The organism is Marinobacter sp. es.048, assembly GCF_900188435.1.
Lineage (GTDB): Bacteria > Pseudomonadota > Gammaproteobacteria > Pseudomonadales > Oleiphilaceae > Marinobacter.
Window position 1 is genome coordinate 50940 of record NZ_FYFA01000001.1, and the last position, 16815, is coordinate 67754.

Annotated in this window: 14 protein-coding genes; 10 read left to right on the forward strand and 4 right to left on the reverse strand. The window is 52.4% G+C overall.

What is annotated here, in order from left to right:
• Positions 1-112: 112 nt before the first annotated feature.
• Positions 113-319, reverse strand: a complete 207-nt coding sequence (locus CFT65_RS00245) for a helix-turn-helix domain-containing protein (protein WP_088828104.1) — start codon at positions 317-319, stop codon at positions 113-115.
• 151 nt (positions 320-470) lie between these two features.
• On the opposite strand from CFT65_RS00245, the gene CFT65_RS00250 reads away from it, so the two are divergent.
• The 5 genes from CFT65_RS00250 (at position 471) to CFT65_RS00270 (ending at position 3530) form a co-directional block, all read left to right on the forward strand.
• The gene (locus tag CFT65_RS00250; protein ID WP_088826059.1) at positions 471-707 is read left to right on the forward strand and encodes a hypothetical protein; all 237 of its coding nucleotides are present in this window, start codon (positions 471-473) and stop codon (positions 705-707) included.
• Positions 700-1908, forward strand: coding sequence for an Arm DNA-binding domain-containing protein (locus tag CFT65_RS00255; RefSeq protein WP_088826060.1), 1209 nt, complete (start codon positions 700-702; stop codon positions 1906-1908). The genes CFT65_RS00250 and CFT65_RS00255 overlap by 8 nt, the downstream gene beginning before the upstream one ends.
• Positions 1905-2189, forward strand: coding sequence for a hypothetical protein (locus tag CFT65_RS00260; RefSeq protein WP_088826061.1), 285 nt, complete (start codon positions 1905-1907; stop codon positions 2187-2189). The genes CFT65_RS00255 and CFT65_RS00260 overlap by 4 nt, the downstream gene beginning before the upstream one ends.
• Positions 2186-3115 carry an HD domain-containing protein gene (locus tag CFT65_RS00265; protein WP_088826062.1) on the forward strand — a complete coding sequence of 310 codons (930 nt, stop codon included), beginning with the start codon at positions 2186-2188 and terminating at the stop codon, positions 3113-3115. Before CFT65_RS00260 ends, CFT65_RS00265 begins: the two co-directional genes overlap by 4 nt.
• 91 nt (positions 3116-3206) lie before the next feature.
• On the forward strand, positions 3207-3530 hold the full coding sequence (locus CFT65_RS00270) for a helix-turn-helix transcriptional regulator (protein ID WP_088826063.1): 324 nt from the start codon (positions 3207-3209) through the stop codon (positions 3528-3530).
• Here the strand turns inward: CFT65_RS00270 and CFT65_RS00275 are convergent.
• Genes CFT65_RS00275 through CFT65_RS00285 form a run of 3 tightly spaced genes read right to left on the reverse strand, consistent with a single transcriptional unit; the run spans position 3501 to position 9714 of the window.
• On the reverse strand, positions 3501-6824 hold the full coding sequence (locus CFT65_RS00275; RefSeq protein ID WP_088826064.1) for a tyrosine-type recombinase/integrase: 3324 nt from the start codon (positions 6822-6824) through the stop codon (positions 3501-3503). The genes CFT65_RS00270 and CFT65_RS00275 overlap by 30 nt on opposite strands.
• Positions 6821-9136: a site-specific integrase gene (locus CFT65_RS00280; RefSeq protein WP_141103790.1), complete on the reverse strand. Its 2316-nt coding sequence runs from the start codon at positions 9134-9136 to the stop codon at positions 6821-6823. Before CFT65_RS00280 ends, CFT65_RS00275 begins: the two co-directional genes overlap by 4 nt.
• 41 nt (positions 9137-9177) lie before the next feature.
• Positions 9178-9714, reverse strand: a complete 537-nt coding sequence (locus tag CFT65_RS00285) for a hypothetical protein (RefSeq protein WP_088826066.1) — start codon at positions 9712-9714, stop codon at positions 9178-9180.
• Positions 9715-9975: 261 nt separating this feature from the next.
• Here CFT65_RS00285 and CFT65_RS00290 point away from each other — a divergent pair, with 261 nt between their 5' ends.
• From CFT65_RS00290 to CFT65_RS00310, 5 genes are all read left to right on the forward strand, one after another.
• Positions 9976-10401: an MbcA/ParS/Xre antitoxin family protein gene (locus CFT65_RS00290; RefSeq protein ID WP_088826067.1), complete on the forward strand. Its 426-nt coding sequence runs from the start codon at positions 9976-9978 to the stop codon at positions 10399-10401.
• 2674 nt (positions 10402-13075) lie between these two features.
• Positions 13076-13621, forward strand: a complete 546-nt coding sequence (locus tag CFT65_RS00295; protein WP_088826068.1) for a hypothetical protein — start codon at positions 13076-13078, stop codon at positions 13619-13621.
• Positions 13622-13712: 91 nt separating this feature from the next.
• Positions 13713-13997, forward strand: a complete 285-nt coding sequence (locus CFT65_RS00300; RefSeq protein WP_088826069.1) for a hypothetical protein — start codon at positions 13713-13715, stop codon at positions 13995-13997.
• A gap of 153 nt (positions 13998-14150) precedes the next feature.
• A complete protein-coding gene (locus CFT65_RS00305) occupies positions 14151-15074 on the forward strand; it encodes an SIR2 family protein (protein ID WP_216360400.1) in 924 nt (307 codons plus the stop codon).
• Positions 15075-15300: 226 nt separating this feature from the next.
• Positions 15301-16508 (forward strand): IS3 family transposase gene (locus tag CFT65_RS00310; RefSeq protein ID WP_088826071.1). Its coding sequence is split into 2 segments (ribosomal slippage): positions 15301-15628 and positions 15628-16508, totalling 1209 coding nucleotides; the frame shifts between segments, so codons are not numbered across the junction.
• The last annotated feature ends 307 nt before the right edge of the window (positions 16509-16815 follow it).

The window sequence follows — 16815 nt, forward strand, 5'->3', positions numbered from 1 at the left end:
CGAAAAAGCGGAAAAATGCAGAAGGGAAATTTAAATCAGATCCGGGTCTTCGACCTCAAGTAGCGAAGCTGGCGAGTTCCGCCCATAAGAATTAATGTCTCAAGCACCTGACTCAAGGGTGCTCAATAAACTCGAAAAGATCTCCAACCTCGCATCTCAGATACGAACAGAGCGCATCAACCACATCCAATTCAACTCTGCTGGCAGTCTCATGATAGAGCCGGGTAATGGTGCCCCGATTCACCCCCGTCTCCCTCGCAACATCCACAATTTTCAGCTTCTTCTCGCCCATCAATTTCGATAGATGGCACTTAATCATTTGGACCACCAAAGAACAAAATAACCCGCAGGAGATCAAAAAGACTTGCAATAGGTCTTTCTGAGTGCATAATGATCTACAGGAGGACATTTTGATGCGCTAATCATGCGGTATGTCCTCCAGCACTGAACGATAGCAGAGGAAAAAAGTTATGTCACAGGAGTATCTGACTACCGAAGAGCTTGCTAAGCGGATTAAGTACGACGTGCGCACGATCCGCGAACGGCTGAAAGATTCCGTCCTGCTAGAGGGTATTCATTACATTCGGCCGTTCGGCGGACGGAAGATTCTCTACATCTGGAATGTTATTGAACAGGACATGTTCAACCACTCCGGAAACCACGCCTATGCCGTGCCAATGGCCGGAGGAGGTATGTGTCGTGGGTAAGATCGTAGAACGACCGGAAACAGGTAAACTTTTCTTTGATTTTCGGTATGCCGGGAAACGGTGTCGGGAACAAACCACTCTGGATAACACGACATCAAACCGCAAAAAACTCGAAAGCATCCTCAAAAGAATCGAGGCCGAAATCACTCTCGGGACCTTTGAATACCACCGCCACTTTCCAAACAGCCCCAACGCCGAGAAATTTACAAAGCAGGCGGGGGTTCAGCGGGCCAGGGAAGCACAAGACACGCCGTTATTCGAAGCCTTCTCGAAAAACTGGCTCGACGAAATGAAGATCCAGTGGCGCCTGTCACACATCACCACCGTGGAGGGAACATTGAAAAACTACCTCAACCCCTATTTCGGGGAAAAAGAGGTTGGCCGCATCACCAAGAAAGACATTCTCGATTTCCGGGCCTCACTCGCCAAAGTAACAACCCGGAGCGGAAAGCATCTTTCAGCCAGTCGTATCAACCGAATCATGACGCCTTTGCGCATGATCCTTAGCGAAGCAGCCAACCGGTTTGAGTTTAGCTCACCCTATCATGGGATTAAATCGCTGAAGATTCCCAGGACCGATGTCGAGCCGTTCGGTATTGATGAGGTCAAACAGATCATCGATACCGTTCGGCCGGATTTCAGGAACTACTACGTGGTTCGATTCTTCACCGGTATGCGAACCGGGGAAATAGACGGGCTTCAGTGGGACCACGTGGATTTCAAGCGTCGCCAGATTCTGGTTCGCCAGGCCCTGGTCCAAGGGCGCCTCGAGCACACCAAAAATGATGGCTCCTTCCGCACGATTGAAATGTCTCAGCTTGTCATAGATGCGCTGAACGATCAGAAGAAAGCAACGGGGAACATGGACTTTGTTTTCTGTACCCGGACGGGCGGCCCGCTGAATCACAATAATGTCACCAAACGGGTCTGGTATCCCCTGCTCCGCCACCTTGGTTTGCGGAAGCGGCGTCCTTACCAGACACGGCATACGGCAGCCACGTTGTGGTTGGCCGCCGGCGAGAATCCGGAGTGGATTGCGCGCCAGATGGGCCATACAACGACAGAAATGCTGTTCCGGGTGTACTCGCGTTACGTGCCCAACCTGACTCGACGAGACGGATCTGCCTTTGAGCGACTGCTTGCCAGAGAGATGATAAACAGCACCGAATCTGAATTACTGACCGAGGAGGACCAGACATGAGCAGCCACCCAGCCATGTACGTCTCCGAGCGCTGCCAACTACCACCTCGCGCTGTATTGGGTCGACTCGCCAGGGCACTGCAGGCTTGCCTGCGTATCCCTCAGGATGACTCTCTGGTCTGTTTCCTCGGCTTTGGCTGGGAAAGGGACAACACCCAGGCGCTGGAGACCTGGATCAAGAACACCCTGATGACACCTGATGACGAAGGCGTCCGACTTTTGCTGCCTTGGCTATTAGATCGCCTTGAGCGTGAACTGCTAAGTATGGAGGCCAACCTATGACAGGTCTTAACTCTGTGGAGACAAAGCAGGGGCTGAGCACCTTTATCGGCACCATCACGGAGGTGGCCATTCTGGAGGCGGACTTTGGTCGAGCCACCTTGAAAATGTCTCTGCAAAACCGCTGCGAAGAAATTGATGCGATCTTTGAACCGGGCAGCCAGGGTGATCCGCTTCCGGATATCAGCTGGGGAGCCGTTCAACTGGTGTTCGAGCCACTACAGTCATCGGCGGGGGAGCCCGTTACGGGATGCAAGCTCAACCGTTTAAATTCTCTGGATACATTGGATCACCTGCCGGGCTCGCACCTGGCGAGGCCAGACCTCGTTGATGATGCCGAGACCTGGGTCAGGACGTGTCCCATCCCAGTCCTGAGACAGTTCACGTGGCAGGTCCTGGGACGTCCCGACATCGGCATTCCCTTTTTTCGCGCCCGAGCAAGTGCAGACCATCATCACGCCTTTTTAGGAGGACTTGCCGAACACAGCCTGGCGGTGGCGAAACTGACTCTGCAGGCCTTGCCTAATATGGATGATCGGGAGACATGGCTGTGTGCGATAGCCGGTTTGATGCACGACATCGGAAAAATCCGCTGTTTTGATGAAAACGGTAAAACTGGCGCCGGCTTTGTCCTTCGGCATGAACAATGGACGCTGGAGATCCTTGCTGAGGCCCTGGCATGGCTGGATCGACAGTGGCCGGATGGGGCGCTGGCGATCCGCTACCTGCTGAGCTCACAGGTCACGCAGGAGGGTCATCGCCCACTGCTACCGGGCGTTATGGCCATCGCTTATGCCGACAGGATGAATTCTGCGCTTCAGGTTCGCGCCAAGGCCTTTTCAGAGCGGCCACACTGGCAGCGTTTTGCCAAAACACAGGGGGTTGGCCCACCAAGCCGTTTCTGGCTGCCACACCGAGTTTCACTGTGACCCTCCGCGGGACACGGTTCTGGTCTAGGCCCGGGCCGTGTCCCAGAGTCGTCTTGCGACGTGTACCATTCCATTATGAGAGTCTTTGCAAATGACAGACGAATATCTCAACGTCAAGGATGCGGCCCGACTGGCAGGCTGCAGCACTAAGACGCTTTACCGGCGGATGAAACGCGGAGAGTTGGCTTACAAGACCGGCGAGGATCAGCGGCGCCTTATCCGCGCAGTGGATGCCATGGCCGTAACCACCGCAAACCCTATCGCCTGCGGCATACAACAGAACCCCCTGACGGCCGAGCGTCTAAAGCGAATTGAGCAAAAGCTTGATGCGCTGGTGATTTTGCAAGAGAAACTACTGGCACTGTATCAGCCGCGGTCATTGGCTTCATTGGCGAGCAAACACACTCGATCGTAACTCGGTAAGCGACCACACGGATGCTTCCCGCCGCTTTTTATCAATCGCCAATTCCCCCTCAAACACGACAGCAGCCATAAAAATCGCAAACCGGACCGTACTCATTGTCATCTGTCTGGCGGCGTCCCCGAGGGACGCATCCGGAATGATGTTGATTTGTCCCACACCCCATTCCGATCGGTCACTTTTCGCCGACTCGCTCAAGAGTTTCACCCTGACGCGACTGACGCCGAGTTCCGCAGCCCAATGGTTTTTGAGTTTGTCTTGTTTATAGTCGCGGGTCGGTGGTGGCTTGACATGCACTCTCACCAGATGACACAAATTCGCCTGGCGCAACAGTTGCCGGTATCGTTTTTTATTTTCGTCCGAGCGGAACGAGATCTGCGGATGGCTGCGCTGCATCGCATTCTGAACGGCATTCATGGCCTCACTGAATGCCTGTGGCTCTGAGTCCGACCAGGATACCAGTCGCTCGAAGACTGCCTCGCAGTATTCCTGGGCAACATGGGGCGTCGGTGGCGCAGGACACTGGATCAATTCAGGGCGGGTAGCACTCGGCTGTCCCGAACTCTCTACAAAGGGATTGGCCAGTTTGCTTTGATGGTCCACCGACCATCGACGGTGAATGACCTCAGGTGGAATGTTTTCCCTCGGCTTTCCGGCTTTATCTATGGGCGCTTTTTTATCTGACGGGTCATTCATCATTTGCATGGCCCGCTGATGCCACTGCGCTAAGTCTTCCACACCCTGACTGTAATAGGCTGCAGACTCCTCTATGGCTTTAGTCTCGCTTTTACCACGAGCCTGGAGGGCACCGATTCTCTGGAAGATATTGTAAAGCTTCATGGCCGTTATATTGGGCTTCACCGCTTCTTCCAATACCTGACCCGGAACAATTGGGGACCGATAGGTTTGTAATCTGTCCTCTCTGATTTTGCGGAATCCGTCGGGCCAGTGACTGTTGGCAGCGCTCAGCAGCTCAATGGCCTTAGTAGAGCCCTTCAAGCCGTTTCGGGTCCTGAATACCGAAACGGATTTGACGCTATCCCCCAACAAATACGCCTGCTGGCGAATACTGAGCGCTGTATTCTCGCCCGCTAAACGCTCATGGAAACTCACCCAGTCGATCAAATGACTGTAACTTTTCAGTGTCTCGCCTGGCGTGACATGACCACACCACTGGCCCAGAAGCCAAAGGCGCTTTACTGTCGCTGACCCGGAGGAGGCCAGATCAGCCAGTGCTGAAAAATCTTTTCCCCAATGAGGCATCACGATTTTGCCCTCATCATCCATAGCCCAAGCTTCACGCATTAATTCGCCCGGAACCGACTCCAATAACCGTAGCCCGGTAAACGTCGCGAATGCATGCCTCAGATGATGAAATCGCAGTTTCGTGCCGGAGGCCATCTGCATTGCTTCCTGGATCGGATCAAACAGCTCCAGAGAGGACAGCACGCGCTGGGATTGATGACGCTTACAAAACAGTAACTCCATAGGCTGCGGTGCCACCTGCTCCGATAGCCGCTGCTGCGTCCAATAGCGGAGTTCTCTCAGTTCCTCCGCGGTCAATAAAACCGACAGGGGGAGCCGCCGTATCGCCGCATTGGTTTTGACGCTTCCGAATGCGCTGGGACGAATCAGCAGCTGGGGATTCTCCAGTTCTGGCTCAGAAACCCCGGGCAAATCCCTAAGCTGGATTTTTTGAACCTCGCCGCGCCGAAGACCACAGCGAAACCCGAGCGTCAGCACCAAAGTCCGGATACGTGCCATCCGAGAATCAGCGCTGTGCAGTTGCAGTATTTGTTTTGCCCTCATGTATTCTGCCGCCGTCAGTATGTCTGCATCGACAACTCGTCCTCCTCCTGCCCCCCCTTCTATGTGAACCTCGGGGAATGCGAAATGATCCACCAGAAACTGGTGAAATCTTCTGGCCTGTATGGCCCGGTTCAACCCGTGACTCGATGATTTGGCGCTGCCGATCAGCCCCTCATAAATGAACTCCCAATCGTCATCTCCCAGCTCATTGAGATCTGTGACCCTGGCAAGCGCCACTGCGAGTGGCGGCCCAATTCTCGACAAATAGGTCTTGGCTGAACTGACTGTTAATTTGCTTTTGCCCGATTTCAGGCGACTGGTTATCAAGTCGCGACACCATAAACTAAGCACTCGAACTATCGGTGCCAGACGCTGATTGGCGGCAACTTGGGTCAAAGACTCCGCCATCATTTTTCTGGTGGGTGCTTTGCCGTTCTGTATGGAACTTAACGCTTTTCGAACGCGGTCCAATGTGACCAGTCCATCATCAGTACCCTCTCCCACCAGTACCGAGGTATCCACGACAGGTGTCGTATGCGATAAATGCGTTGACTCATGTGGCTCGCTTTGAGTTCGCCGGGGTACTTCTTTCGTCTGGAGACGCCGCCACGCGGTTTCCGGTAACGAAACACTGGCGTTTCGCGTGGTTTGGTAATTACGAATGACTCCGGAGTGATAGGTGCTGGACGCGGTCACCGCCGCGCTCGATATTGCACGAAAGCTTTTGGGCATGGCCGATGCTGTTGGTGAAGCCGGTGCTGTCGCCAAAAACACATTCAGCAATTGCTCTGGCGTTGCATCAGGCCACTGCTGCTGCCAACGGCGAAACCATCGCCGAATCAGAAGAGCGCTGATTGGATCCGGAAACCAGCGCCGCAGTTGCGACCCGCACTCCACATCCAGCCATATCAGCTGGCCTCGGCCCACGACACCCAAGGGCAATGCCTCAACGGTCTTCTGCAACCAAAGCCGGTGATGAAGGCCGCCCTGACTGATCATGGAAAAAATGAGTTGGCCCGCCTCATAACGCAGGAGATTTTCATCGAGACAGCTAGCAGACGGTGTCGATACCTCCAGTGATTCCATGAATGTATCGACCATTGCACGGTAAGGTGGGAGTTTGGCGAACGATTGCGGATGCGCGACAGCTTTTTCACTCTGCGCCATCACCGCATACGCTGGAATCTCAACGTCCCAGCAATGATTGCTAGCTCCTGCTCTCAGAAATGCCACAACCGCATTGTGTCGAGCCCGCTTTTCCTGCCCCGGTTGTCCATCACTGACGCGCTCAAGAAGAGCATCGACTTCCGTATTCGAAATCAATTTATCCTTAGACGGCGCGTAAATCTCCGGAAACTCCGTGCGGATGATATCCAGAGCGCACGCCCTCTCCCGATCCTTGGCTTGGGCATTAAATCGGTTTCCTCCCCGGTATTCATCTCCATGAAGGGACCGGTCTGTAGGGATAGCCTTCGTCATAACCGACCCTCCCTGGGCTCCCAACCCATATCTGCCACGATTTTTTCCAGGACAGGAACGATTTGGCTGCGATAGTCACGATAAGAAAAACTGGAAAATTTACCGTAAGGCTCTTGTCCTTGGGACCAGTGCCCCATAAAAACATCAACGTGTTCGCCAGAAACACCACGTGCACGCAGCTCGGTGCGCAGAAAGTGACGATTAGCATTAAGGGGCAGATCGTAGGCCCACTGGGCATGGGAGCCAAGTGTGCTGGGGGTTATCGGGGAAACCTCGGTATTTTTACGACTCACGAAAAACATGAAATGCTCAGGTGCTGGCTGTTTTTGGAACCCCCACAAGCGGCGGATCAGAGTTTCGCGATGTTCTCTGTAAAGCCTCAGGTGTTCGAGCAGAACGGGTACCAGCGGGACCAGGCGCGAGTGGCTCATATCGTCACCCACCTTGTCAGCGACCACCAGGAATCCACTCTTCTCGTCGATATCCGACTCTCGGGAAACTGGGAATTTCACGCTCCGGTAGCCTGTCGCGAAAGCGGCGAAAAGTGCGGTGTAAACGGTGTAGCTGTTATGAAAATCTGCCAACGATTGTCGTGATGGTGGCATAGACCGTAAGCGCTCCAGTTCGGCCGTGAGATCACTCACCAAAAAGGGAAGTCGCTCCGGCCTTGGGTAGAACGGCGACCCGACTGATTCCTCAATCATCTTCGCCTGCCGCATGCTATCTGGATTCCGGCGCTGCAGGCCCGGCACGCGGTCCATGGCATCCAGGTAAACACACTCGAGGTGTCCGACGTCTGCTTGATAATAGTAAAGGGCTGTTGCCTGCCCGTATGGTGGCGCCGTTCCGGTAATCAAAACTGCATCTGCGATGTCACCTCCCCTGCTGACCAGGAGATTGAAAAGGTGTCGCTGAATTCGCGTCACGGTCAATCCTGCGTCCTTTCGCCGTATCCCGTCGCGCAACGCTTCTTTCGCCCGGGTTATCAACGAGCGCTTTTGGGCCTTCGTAAATAAATTGCCGGCCCAGTTTCCTGAGAACTCTTCCAGAAATTGATTCAGCAGCTCCCAAAGAAGGTCTGGGATAGGCAGCATGAGATTCTCGGTTGTCGGTGCGAGATTCTGATGCCAGTTCGCTCGCATGGATCTCGTTCGCTCTGGTAGCGGCGGTTTCGATATCCAGGTTTGAGACTCGGCGCAAAGCGAAATGTAGCTTTCGGCGTGTGACTGGGGGATAAGACTGTCCTCATTAACCAGCTTAGTTTCAGCGACTTGATCCAAAGGTCTGCCGGTGACAAAGCTGAGTAACAACGCCACGGTCACGGGATTCACTTCCTGCGTGACCCAATCGAGAAAGGTGACACAATCCAGCTCGCTTAATTGCCCCCAGCGCGCCGGGAGGAGCTGTGCTTGACGTTTTATCTGGTTGGCCACCGCACGCTGCTGATACAACCCGTGCTCAGGGCTCTCCCCCTTTTTGCTTGCGTACCGAGTATTCAAACATTGAACCGTGTTAGTACTGACCACATCTGACGTCGATAACCCTTCCTGGACAGCTCCGTGCAGCGTTTCCTCATCAGTATGCGAGTGTGCTGCGATCGTGGGCATAGTCTCTGACTTAAGGCCATCGTCTGGATCTATATCGCTGACACCCGGCTGCCAACAGACATCGACGTACAGCCGGGGCCCACTGGGTCCCCGGGTGCGCTTTTCCGGACGCTCATGCCCTAAAGACAATCCGATTACTCGCTTCACATTACGAAAGCGGCCCAGCATCTTGGGAGGAATTCCTTTGGGGTTTACCCTAATGAAAGCTTCCAGGTCTTCATAGACAGCTTGTCGCTCAATTGACACATCACCAAGTCGCTGTAGATATCTGTCCTGCAGTAACCGGATTTCGCGGCAGGCCGACAAGATATTTGTCTCGGGGATAGGCTTGGAGACTTCCTCTTCCGCACCCACCGGCCGACCCATATAGATCGACAGGATTACATGCGCGGCCAATACCACTCGCGCCGGGGAATACTCTGAACGCCGAGAAAAATGGTCCAGAGCCGCATAGAGGGGATAATCAGTAATGTATGAGCCCCGGGAAAAGACAGGCTTTTCGGTCCAGGCTGAAGGCACTAACTCCTCACCCAGTTCAATGGCCTGGCATAGTTTAGTCATCTCATCCAGGCAACCTGAAATATCATCAAGTCCATAGTCCGACAGCGGCATTTCTCGCATCACGCCCAGGATTTTGGCAATCACTGGCGCAATTTGGGTGATAAAACGTCGATCGGGCGGCGGCTGGATCAAGTTTTCAAGCATCTGCGGAGCGTCCGCAACTGAAGACCTCATAGTCATTAGAGTTACTCCGGACGGCGAAATGTCGGGTGGGTTTTCTGAGGCATTGGTTGAGCTGGTTGAGAGAGCCTCCTACGATTGACAGCAAGGAAGCGCGCCAGAGCCTGCTTGGTAGAAATCAGGGCGGGGAAATTTTCGTGTTTCTTATACAACTCCCAGAGCGACAGCGCAGATTGCTCAAAGGCGATGGGCTCCAGAGCACCAAAGGTCGTCGAGAGGAACTCCAGTGCTACCGATTCTGCCTCCATTTTTCGCAGTGGAACCGGGGCATGCTCCAAGACAGGGACCCAAGCTTTTGGGTGTAGGTACCCGGTCAATTCGACCGAGCGCAGATTACCAATAGCGTGGTAGAAACCATCACGCCTTATTACGACCGGCGGATGCAACACTATGTAATGATAAATAATTTCTGACGGCCAGTCAGCAATGCCCCGCACGCGATATCGGCGATCAGAGTACAAACTCTGGATACTCACCGGTAAATTTTGTGCGACCACAAGCTGCTCTGCTCGAACTCGACGATGCCCCTGGTAGCTCTTCATAACTCATGCACCTCATACAGAGTAAATTGAGGGAAAATGACCTTTGGTCAGAAGGAATTTTCCGGTAAGAACCGACACTTTTTGCGCATAACGACAGCGCTTTTCTGGGACTTTATTGCAGCGCACACAAACACACGCCTAAACGACACCTTGATGAGAATTCTGTGCGTGGGATGGTATAAAATCAGGGAAGGCGACGAAGCCAGAGCTTAAGGCTCAAGCTCCACCGTGCACAGATTCCACCAAAGATCGAGATGTACCATGACAGCCCCCATGCATGCCTTCGCAGCCGAGCTAGGGTTGGACCCGAAGGTTTTCGAGAATTCAGCGTGTTTTATAACGGCGGTTCGAACAGGCATATCCGGCAAAGTGCTTCAGCAAGCTCTCGCCCAATTTGAGAACCGGCAGCTCTTTGCGGGAGCTCTCAACACTGACCTCGAAGGTCTCAAAGAATACGGCTCTTTTACTCGGCTCAATGCCCGACAGTCGGAGAGTCTTCTGGACAGCCTTCGCATACTGGGTGCAGTGCGTGCAGTCTGGGGTTCTCATGAGCTTGCGGAACAATGGCTGGATTCGCCCGTGCAGGCGCTCGGCGGCGAAAAACCTGTAGATTTGTTTGATTCTTACGAGGGGCGCCGATGGGTGGCACAAGTCGCTAAGAAGATTGAATTTGGGGATTTCAGTTAAGAGCCGCCCACTGGGAAGAGCTTGTCGCTGGATCGCGCTGTTACTTATGATGAAGCTCTCTACTTGGGTTTGAGGTGTTTATTTTCTGGAATTGAGCTTTTCGCAATATCTTGAATAGAGACACCAGGCTGTTAACGCAGCCGCACCGAGGATCCCAATCCCCATGGCTACAAGAACTCCAATTTCCAGACTCATCGAGGGCCTCGTATGGGTTCAACTTTCAATCTTTAATTTACCAAAAAATAGCCATGGCTACATAGCATCTACGGAAGCAGGAGCATCCACGAGGCTCAGATCAGTCAACTCCACTTCAGGTGCTGTAACATGCCTGTTTTTCCAGTTTTAAATGCTCAAACACACCGGGGCACGGTCAGTGCAGGCGCAGCGTTTAGCTGGCATCTCGAAAGCCAAGGAAATTCGCGTCCGCCAGTCTCATCAACGAACTTGGCTAGGCTGTCAAAGTAACATAGAAGTCCGACTGACGCGTTATCCTGTCCGGTAAAGGTAAACGACGCCTTCATCCCGGATCGTTTTTTAGAGCCAACGCAGGAAAACACCCGCCTTCAAGATGATTCTGATGGCTTCTTCGCTCCCCGGGCCGCGCAAGTGGTCGCAGTTCGCACGAGGGGATATCACGATTCGGATTACGCCAGCGGCATCAACGCAGTCTTCAAGGGTGAGATCAAGCCGCCCCGGCGCGGGCGTCAGCGGTTCTGAACGCCCCAGTCACGCGTACCTCGTCCCTCCATCCCTCGTTGACCAGTTCTTCCGGTTTTTAATCTCCGAGGGACGGAATCCGTTCGCAGCGGTATCAGGCCTGCGCCGACTCGGCTATGGCCATCGGCACTATAGGTGGAGCAATCCTCACTGGGTGGTGTATTTATCCTCGCTACGTAGAAAAACAGAAGGGCAAATAACGCCGATGGTAGAGATAGGGGGCGTTGTTCCCCCCCTCCAGCATATTGAGGTCAATGTGCAAACCACCCTTCAAACCAATGGGCGCGTCAAAGGGACGTGTGCGAACCACTTCAGCTGAATTTAAGCCAAAATATGCGCAACATTTTGGCAAGCTGATCACAAAACAACCACAAATAAGCCGGTTTGGTTTTTTCTGGCACATCATTCTGCACATACTAAAAAAAATGGTTCGCCCATTGCTCTGGTAGAAGAGCTGGTGTGCGGCGGGTACCGGGCCTCTCCCCGGTGTCACACCACTGGGCCGATGTCGCGTTTGCCGGGTACCGAGCCAGCGGTGAGCTCTGGTCTCCCTGACCAATCAGCTCCCAGCCAATACAACCCGATAGGTTGTTTGTCATTTTGCGAAATATCTCTAGGTTGAGTCAGGTTGTGCGCAGATCAGTTGGTGTTAATCTGCAGTGAACATAACCTCAGAGAGGGCGTAACGTAGGTGTCCTGGCTAAAGGAGGATGAAAGAGTCGCCATTAAACACAAGCGAGCACTCGCATTACGTTTTCTGATCCCGTTATTCTCCCCTGAGACAGACCGAAATCCCTTCTTTCTTGGTTTCGAAGACTCGAACCGCAGACCGGGTTTTCGGCGGGAAATTCGGTGAGCAAAACAGCCTGTCGTTTTACTTGGCCTATAATGAAATTCGCTAAAAATCGGCCAATTTCCTGCGGTTTAATTTGCATAGCGCTGCACACTTTTCACAAGTCGCCTCTGGAGGTGACTGTTTCATAGAGAGAAAAGTTGGCTCTCTGGATTTAACTTGCAAGAACGTGCACAAATATCCCGCGTGCACACTTTTAACAGAGGCAAGCGCCAAAAAACTCCCAGCCGACGCATTCTTAGGCTTTGAAAATTATACGTTATTCGGGCTTTTAGCTAAGTTTGGACGGGGAAGTCTCGTTGCGGTTTAATAAGAATTCAAACTAATAGGCTGTTAAAGTGCTATTGAGGGGCAGTCATGGAAGAAATCCTTAAAGTAGCTGGCAGTGTGGCAGGCATCGGGGGCTTGGCTCTTGGTGTATTCCTGATTCTTTTTCAAAAGCTGCAGCTCCCAAGAGGCACGAGAAAGCATCTTACATTATTCATGTGGCTGGTTTGGAGCATTTGTGTAATAGGCATCGCTGCATACATTCTAGGGACTTATTGGTCGATATCGCCCCTTCCAAATAAACAAGCATCAGCCAAATAGTATATGGAATTCGATATTGATGTCGTTTGTGGTGGATCGCCACCTGGAGAGGACTCTTCTCTGGCGGACCTTTTCAACTATGCGAAATCGAACGAAGGACAATTAGTATTTGCAGACGTCTCTTATGCTTATGGGGATTGTGACTGTAATAGCGAAGGCTTTCGTCCAGATAAGTTAAATTTGAAATGTAATATTAACCCCGTGCATTGGCTAGCCAAAAAAGTGCAAGAACATAACTGTCTGGAGAGTCTCCAGCTTGTCGGGGCACACGCTGGTATAGCGACGTTTTGCTTTCCATCTCACGATAACCTTCCCATCAAAGTAGGTTATAAAAGGGAAAAAAACCGTAACCGCTGAACGTGTGGTAGGAAAGTTTTTGGTGGACTATGAATTTAGCCTAGGGGGATCCCACGTCACTTTGTTGGTTCCTGAATGAAATGCAATTTAACAAGTTACGGAAGGCGGACGCGTGAGACGCGCCGCTTCGTTCAGCGTTAGGCAATAAAGAGGTCATGGATGAGCACATCGGAAACAACAGAGTATAAGGTTGGTTTCTGCCCCTGCGGAGCAGGCGAAATTATCAAGTCGATTACGACTCAGGATAATCCATGGAGCGGTGCTGATATCTCCCTCCGCATTAACTGTTCCAAGTGTTCCTCTGAATGGCGTGTTCTCTATAACTCCTTAATTCTTCTCAGTAGCGAACAAGAGGCAATTCGAGCCGGGCAGAATTTGGCAGAGATCAAGAAGCAGCTGATAGCTGTTATTGAACCGCTATTCGACAGGTATTTTGCCGGCGTAAAGACAAAAAAAGCAGAACTCGCAGAGTTGCATAGGCTTGGTATAAGCCAAGACAACTATAGGGCCTATTTAGAGGCCAGAAGAAAAAACTCTTCGATTGCCCAATGCTGTAAACCTCTCTCGAATACTGGGTGGCTCCGAGGTATCGCCGAAAAGAGCGGGTGTCTGGACAATTTGGACGCCCTAGTGTCAGATCTACGTGAAGCAAAAGAAGCTCACGAGCATGCTTTAGCTTCAATCGTAAGGCAGAGAATTGCCTAACTAGGGGCTGCAGCGGACCGCTTTTCCGGCGCGGTGCGCCTCCAAACCGGCCGCTGAGCCCAGGCGTTAAAAATGCAAGGAGGCAGAAGTTGTGAAAGATTGGTTGAATGAATTTCTGGTGATCCTAACCTATTCAAAGCGAACCCAGTGGGCCATCATTCTAGGAGTGGTCGGGTCTCTTGGAATACAAGTGTGGGGCGATTATCAACTCTCCAACTTCGAACTTTCTGGCCCGATGAGTTCTATCGTTGATGTGATTAAACAGAAGTTTTTACGACATTACGATAAAGCTGCGCTGGGTTGCTTGCTATCTTTCTGGGGGACCGCGATTACGCTTTACAAGAAAGATAAGAAACGCCTCTACAGAATTTACTGATTTTTCACAAGTCGCTGTAGTACGCGGCCGATGGCCGCCAGACGCCCTTTTCATTGCGGCTTCGCCTTCATTGCAAGGTCGCAGCTAAGCTCAGCTTTATGCAAAGGAGGTTGGATGCCTCGGAAAACTATAATTTTCGGTAACGGACTAGGGATGGCGCTTAATCCAGAAGAGTTTTCCTTGGATACAGCAATTGGAACCGTTTGGCACGACGACGACTTCCTCGACGACGCCAGTAAACAATTGATTACGAGTTGCCTTCCGGAAGAATGCGATGGAAGGCCGCATGGTGAAGACGAGCTAGATATTCTCCAACTAGCTCTCTCGGCATGTGATTTTTTGAGCGACATCCGGGGAAGTCGCATTCACTGGTTGAGTGAAGAGGGGCAGCAGTTTCCTCATGCCGTTCGAAAATTTATCTATCACACTGCGCTCCAATTTCATCAATGCGACGATGTTCTTCCAGACGGCTTTCTCGGACCGCTCGCAGAGTTCATCAACCAAACCAATTCTCATGTTGCCACGCTGAATTATGACAACCTTCTCTATCAGCCACTTATTGAGCGAGAGGTACTGAAAGGCTATAGCGGCGCTCTCGTAGATGGTTTTCACCGTACCGGATTTAATGTAGATAATATGGAGCGCCTCTATTCGCGAAACTTTGGATACTATCTACATCTGCATGGCTCCCCGCTTTTCATAGATAGAGGCAACAGCACCATTAAGCTCAATCAGTGTGATTTGGCGGAACAGACTGACACTGTAAGCCAGCACATCGTGTTAACACATTTTGAGCACAAACCGACAGTTATTAGTGGCTCAGAAGTTCTGCTCAGTTATTGGCGAAAACTGGCCGAAGCAATTGGGGAGTCTGAAGAAGTCATACTAGTAGGTTATTCCGGCGCGGACGATCATCTGAATGCGATGATTCATAACGCAGCAAATGTTCCGGTGAGGGTCGTTGAGTGGGCCGGTGCAGGAGATGAAGAGGCGCGAATGGAACACTGGACCGAAACTCTTGCCAGTGAGGTGACGCTCGTTAGACGGGAGAATATTCTTGAGTTTCAAGAGTGGTAAGTATGCATAACAAAGCCATGCACCGGATACCAAAACCTACGCTTCGCTCTGGTTCTGACACCGTTGATGGCAGCCGTTATATGCGATGAGTTCGAAGTATGATTAAAGCTCTTCTCTTATTTCTATGGCCGGCAAAGCTCGCGGAATGTAGTAGCCCCCATTTAAACCGGACACCTTGGTAGAAGCAAAGGCCTAGGCATAGACCTAGTGCAAAGGAGTGTCCAAGGTGGAGAGAATCGAAGTCATAACCGGAGTGCAACGTCGTCGCCGGTATTCCGCACAGGAGAAGGCATTCATGGTTGCTGAGTGTGAGCGGCCAGGCATGTCAGTGTCGCTTGTAGCGCGACGTCATGGTATATCAGCAAGTCTGTTGTTCCGTTGGAAGAAGCTGATGAAAGACGGTGGCATGTCCGCGATTGAATCCGGTGATGAGGTTGTCAGTGCATCCGAGGTGAAGGCCCTGAACAAAAAGGTTCGGGACCTGGAGCGGATGTTGGGCCGCAAGACGATGGAAGCTGAAATACTCCGGGAAGCTCTGGAGGTGGCTCAGTCAAAAAAGTTGATCTCGCGCATGCCGTTGCTGCCACCGGACGATACCCTCTGAAGCGGGTAGCGGAGGTACTGAAGGTATCGCGCTCCAACCTTCTGGATCGCCTTCACGGCCGCCAGAAAGGTAGATGTCCCAGATACAAAAAACAGGACGATGACCGGCATTTGCCGGTTATCAGAGAGCTGTGTGAAGTCCGTGCGGCCAATGGCTATCGAAGGATTACGGCACGCTTGAATCGGTTGCTTGCAGCCAACGATGAGCGAGTGAACCACAAGCGTGTGTACCGGCTGATGAAGCAGGATGGGCTGTTGTTGCCCCGTTACACGGGCCGGCCTCAGGAGCGTTGTCACAACGGCCAGGTCATTACGTTGAAGCCGGACCTCCGTTGGTGCTCAGACGGCTTCGAGATCCGCTGTTGGAATAAGGAGGTGGTTCGCGTGGCCTTCAGCCTGGACTGCTGTGATCGGGAACTGATGCGCTATGTGGCGACGACCGGGGGAGTCACCGCTGAGATGGTCCAGGACCTGTTGCTGGAAAGCCTGGAATACCGCTTCGGCCAGTCAGAGCATGTTCCACACCCGCTGGAATGGCTGACGGACAATGGCAGCTGCTACATTGCCAAAGAAACGCGAGCGTTCGCATCTTCTCTGGGCTTTGTGGTGTGCACTACGCCTGTGAGAAGCCCGCAGAGCAACGGCATGGCTGAGGCCTTCGTGAAGACGTTCAAAAGGGACTATATTTACCTGAACGATCTTCCCGACGCCGCCTCTGTGATGGCGAAGTTGCCGGAATGGATCGAGGACTATAACCGCAGTCACCCACACAAGGGACTGAAAATGAAATCGCCCTGGGAATACCGGGCGGAACTGGCATCAAATGAATGAGGTGGTGTCTGGTTTAGCGGGGGCAACTACACGGAATTAGCTGCGGACCAAGGGCAAGACAGAGAGCAGGCATTCGAAGCCATCTGGGAAATCCGACGGAGTTACGCGCGAGCTATCGCAACCATTCTCCTGTTGTGTCTTGCGGCGCTTGGTGTGGCTTATTCAGTAAACCAGCTTGGGGGCCTAGATGACGGCCATCTGGTCATAATTCGGTTTGTGTGCTCTGCGCTCATTGCACTGGCGGTCTTAGCTAAATTGAGCTGGGAAATTCAAACTTGGAAGGGTAAGACTGTTCCTGAAGCAGTGA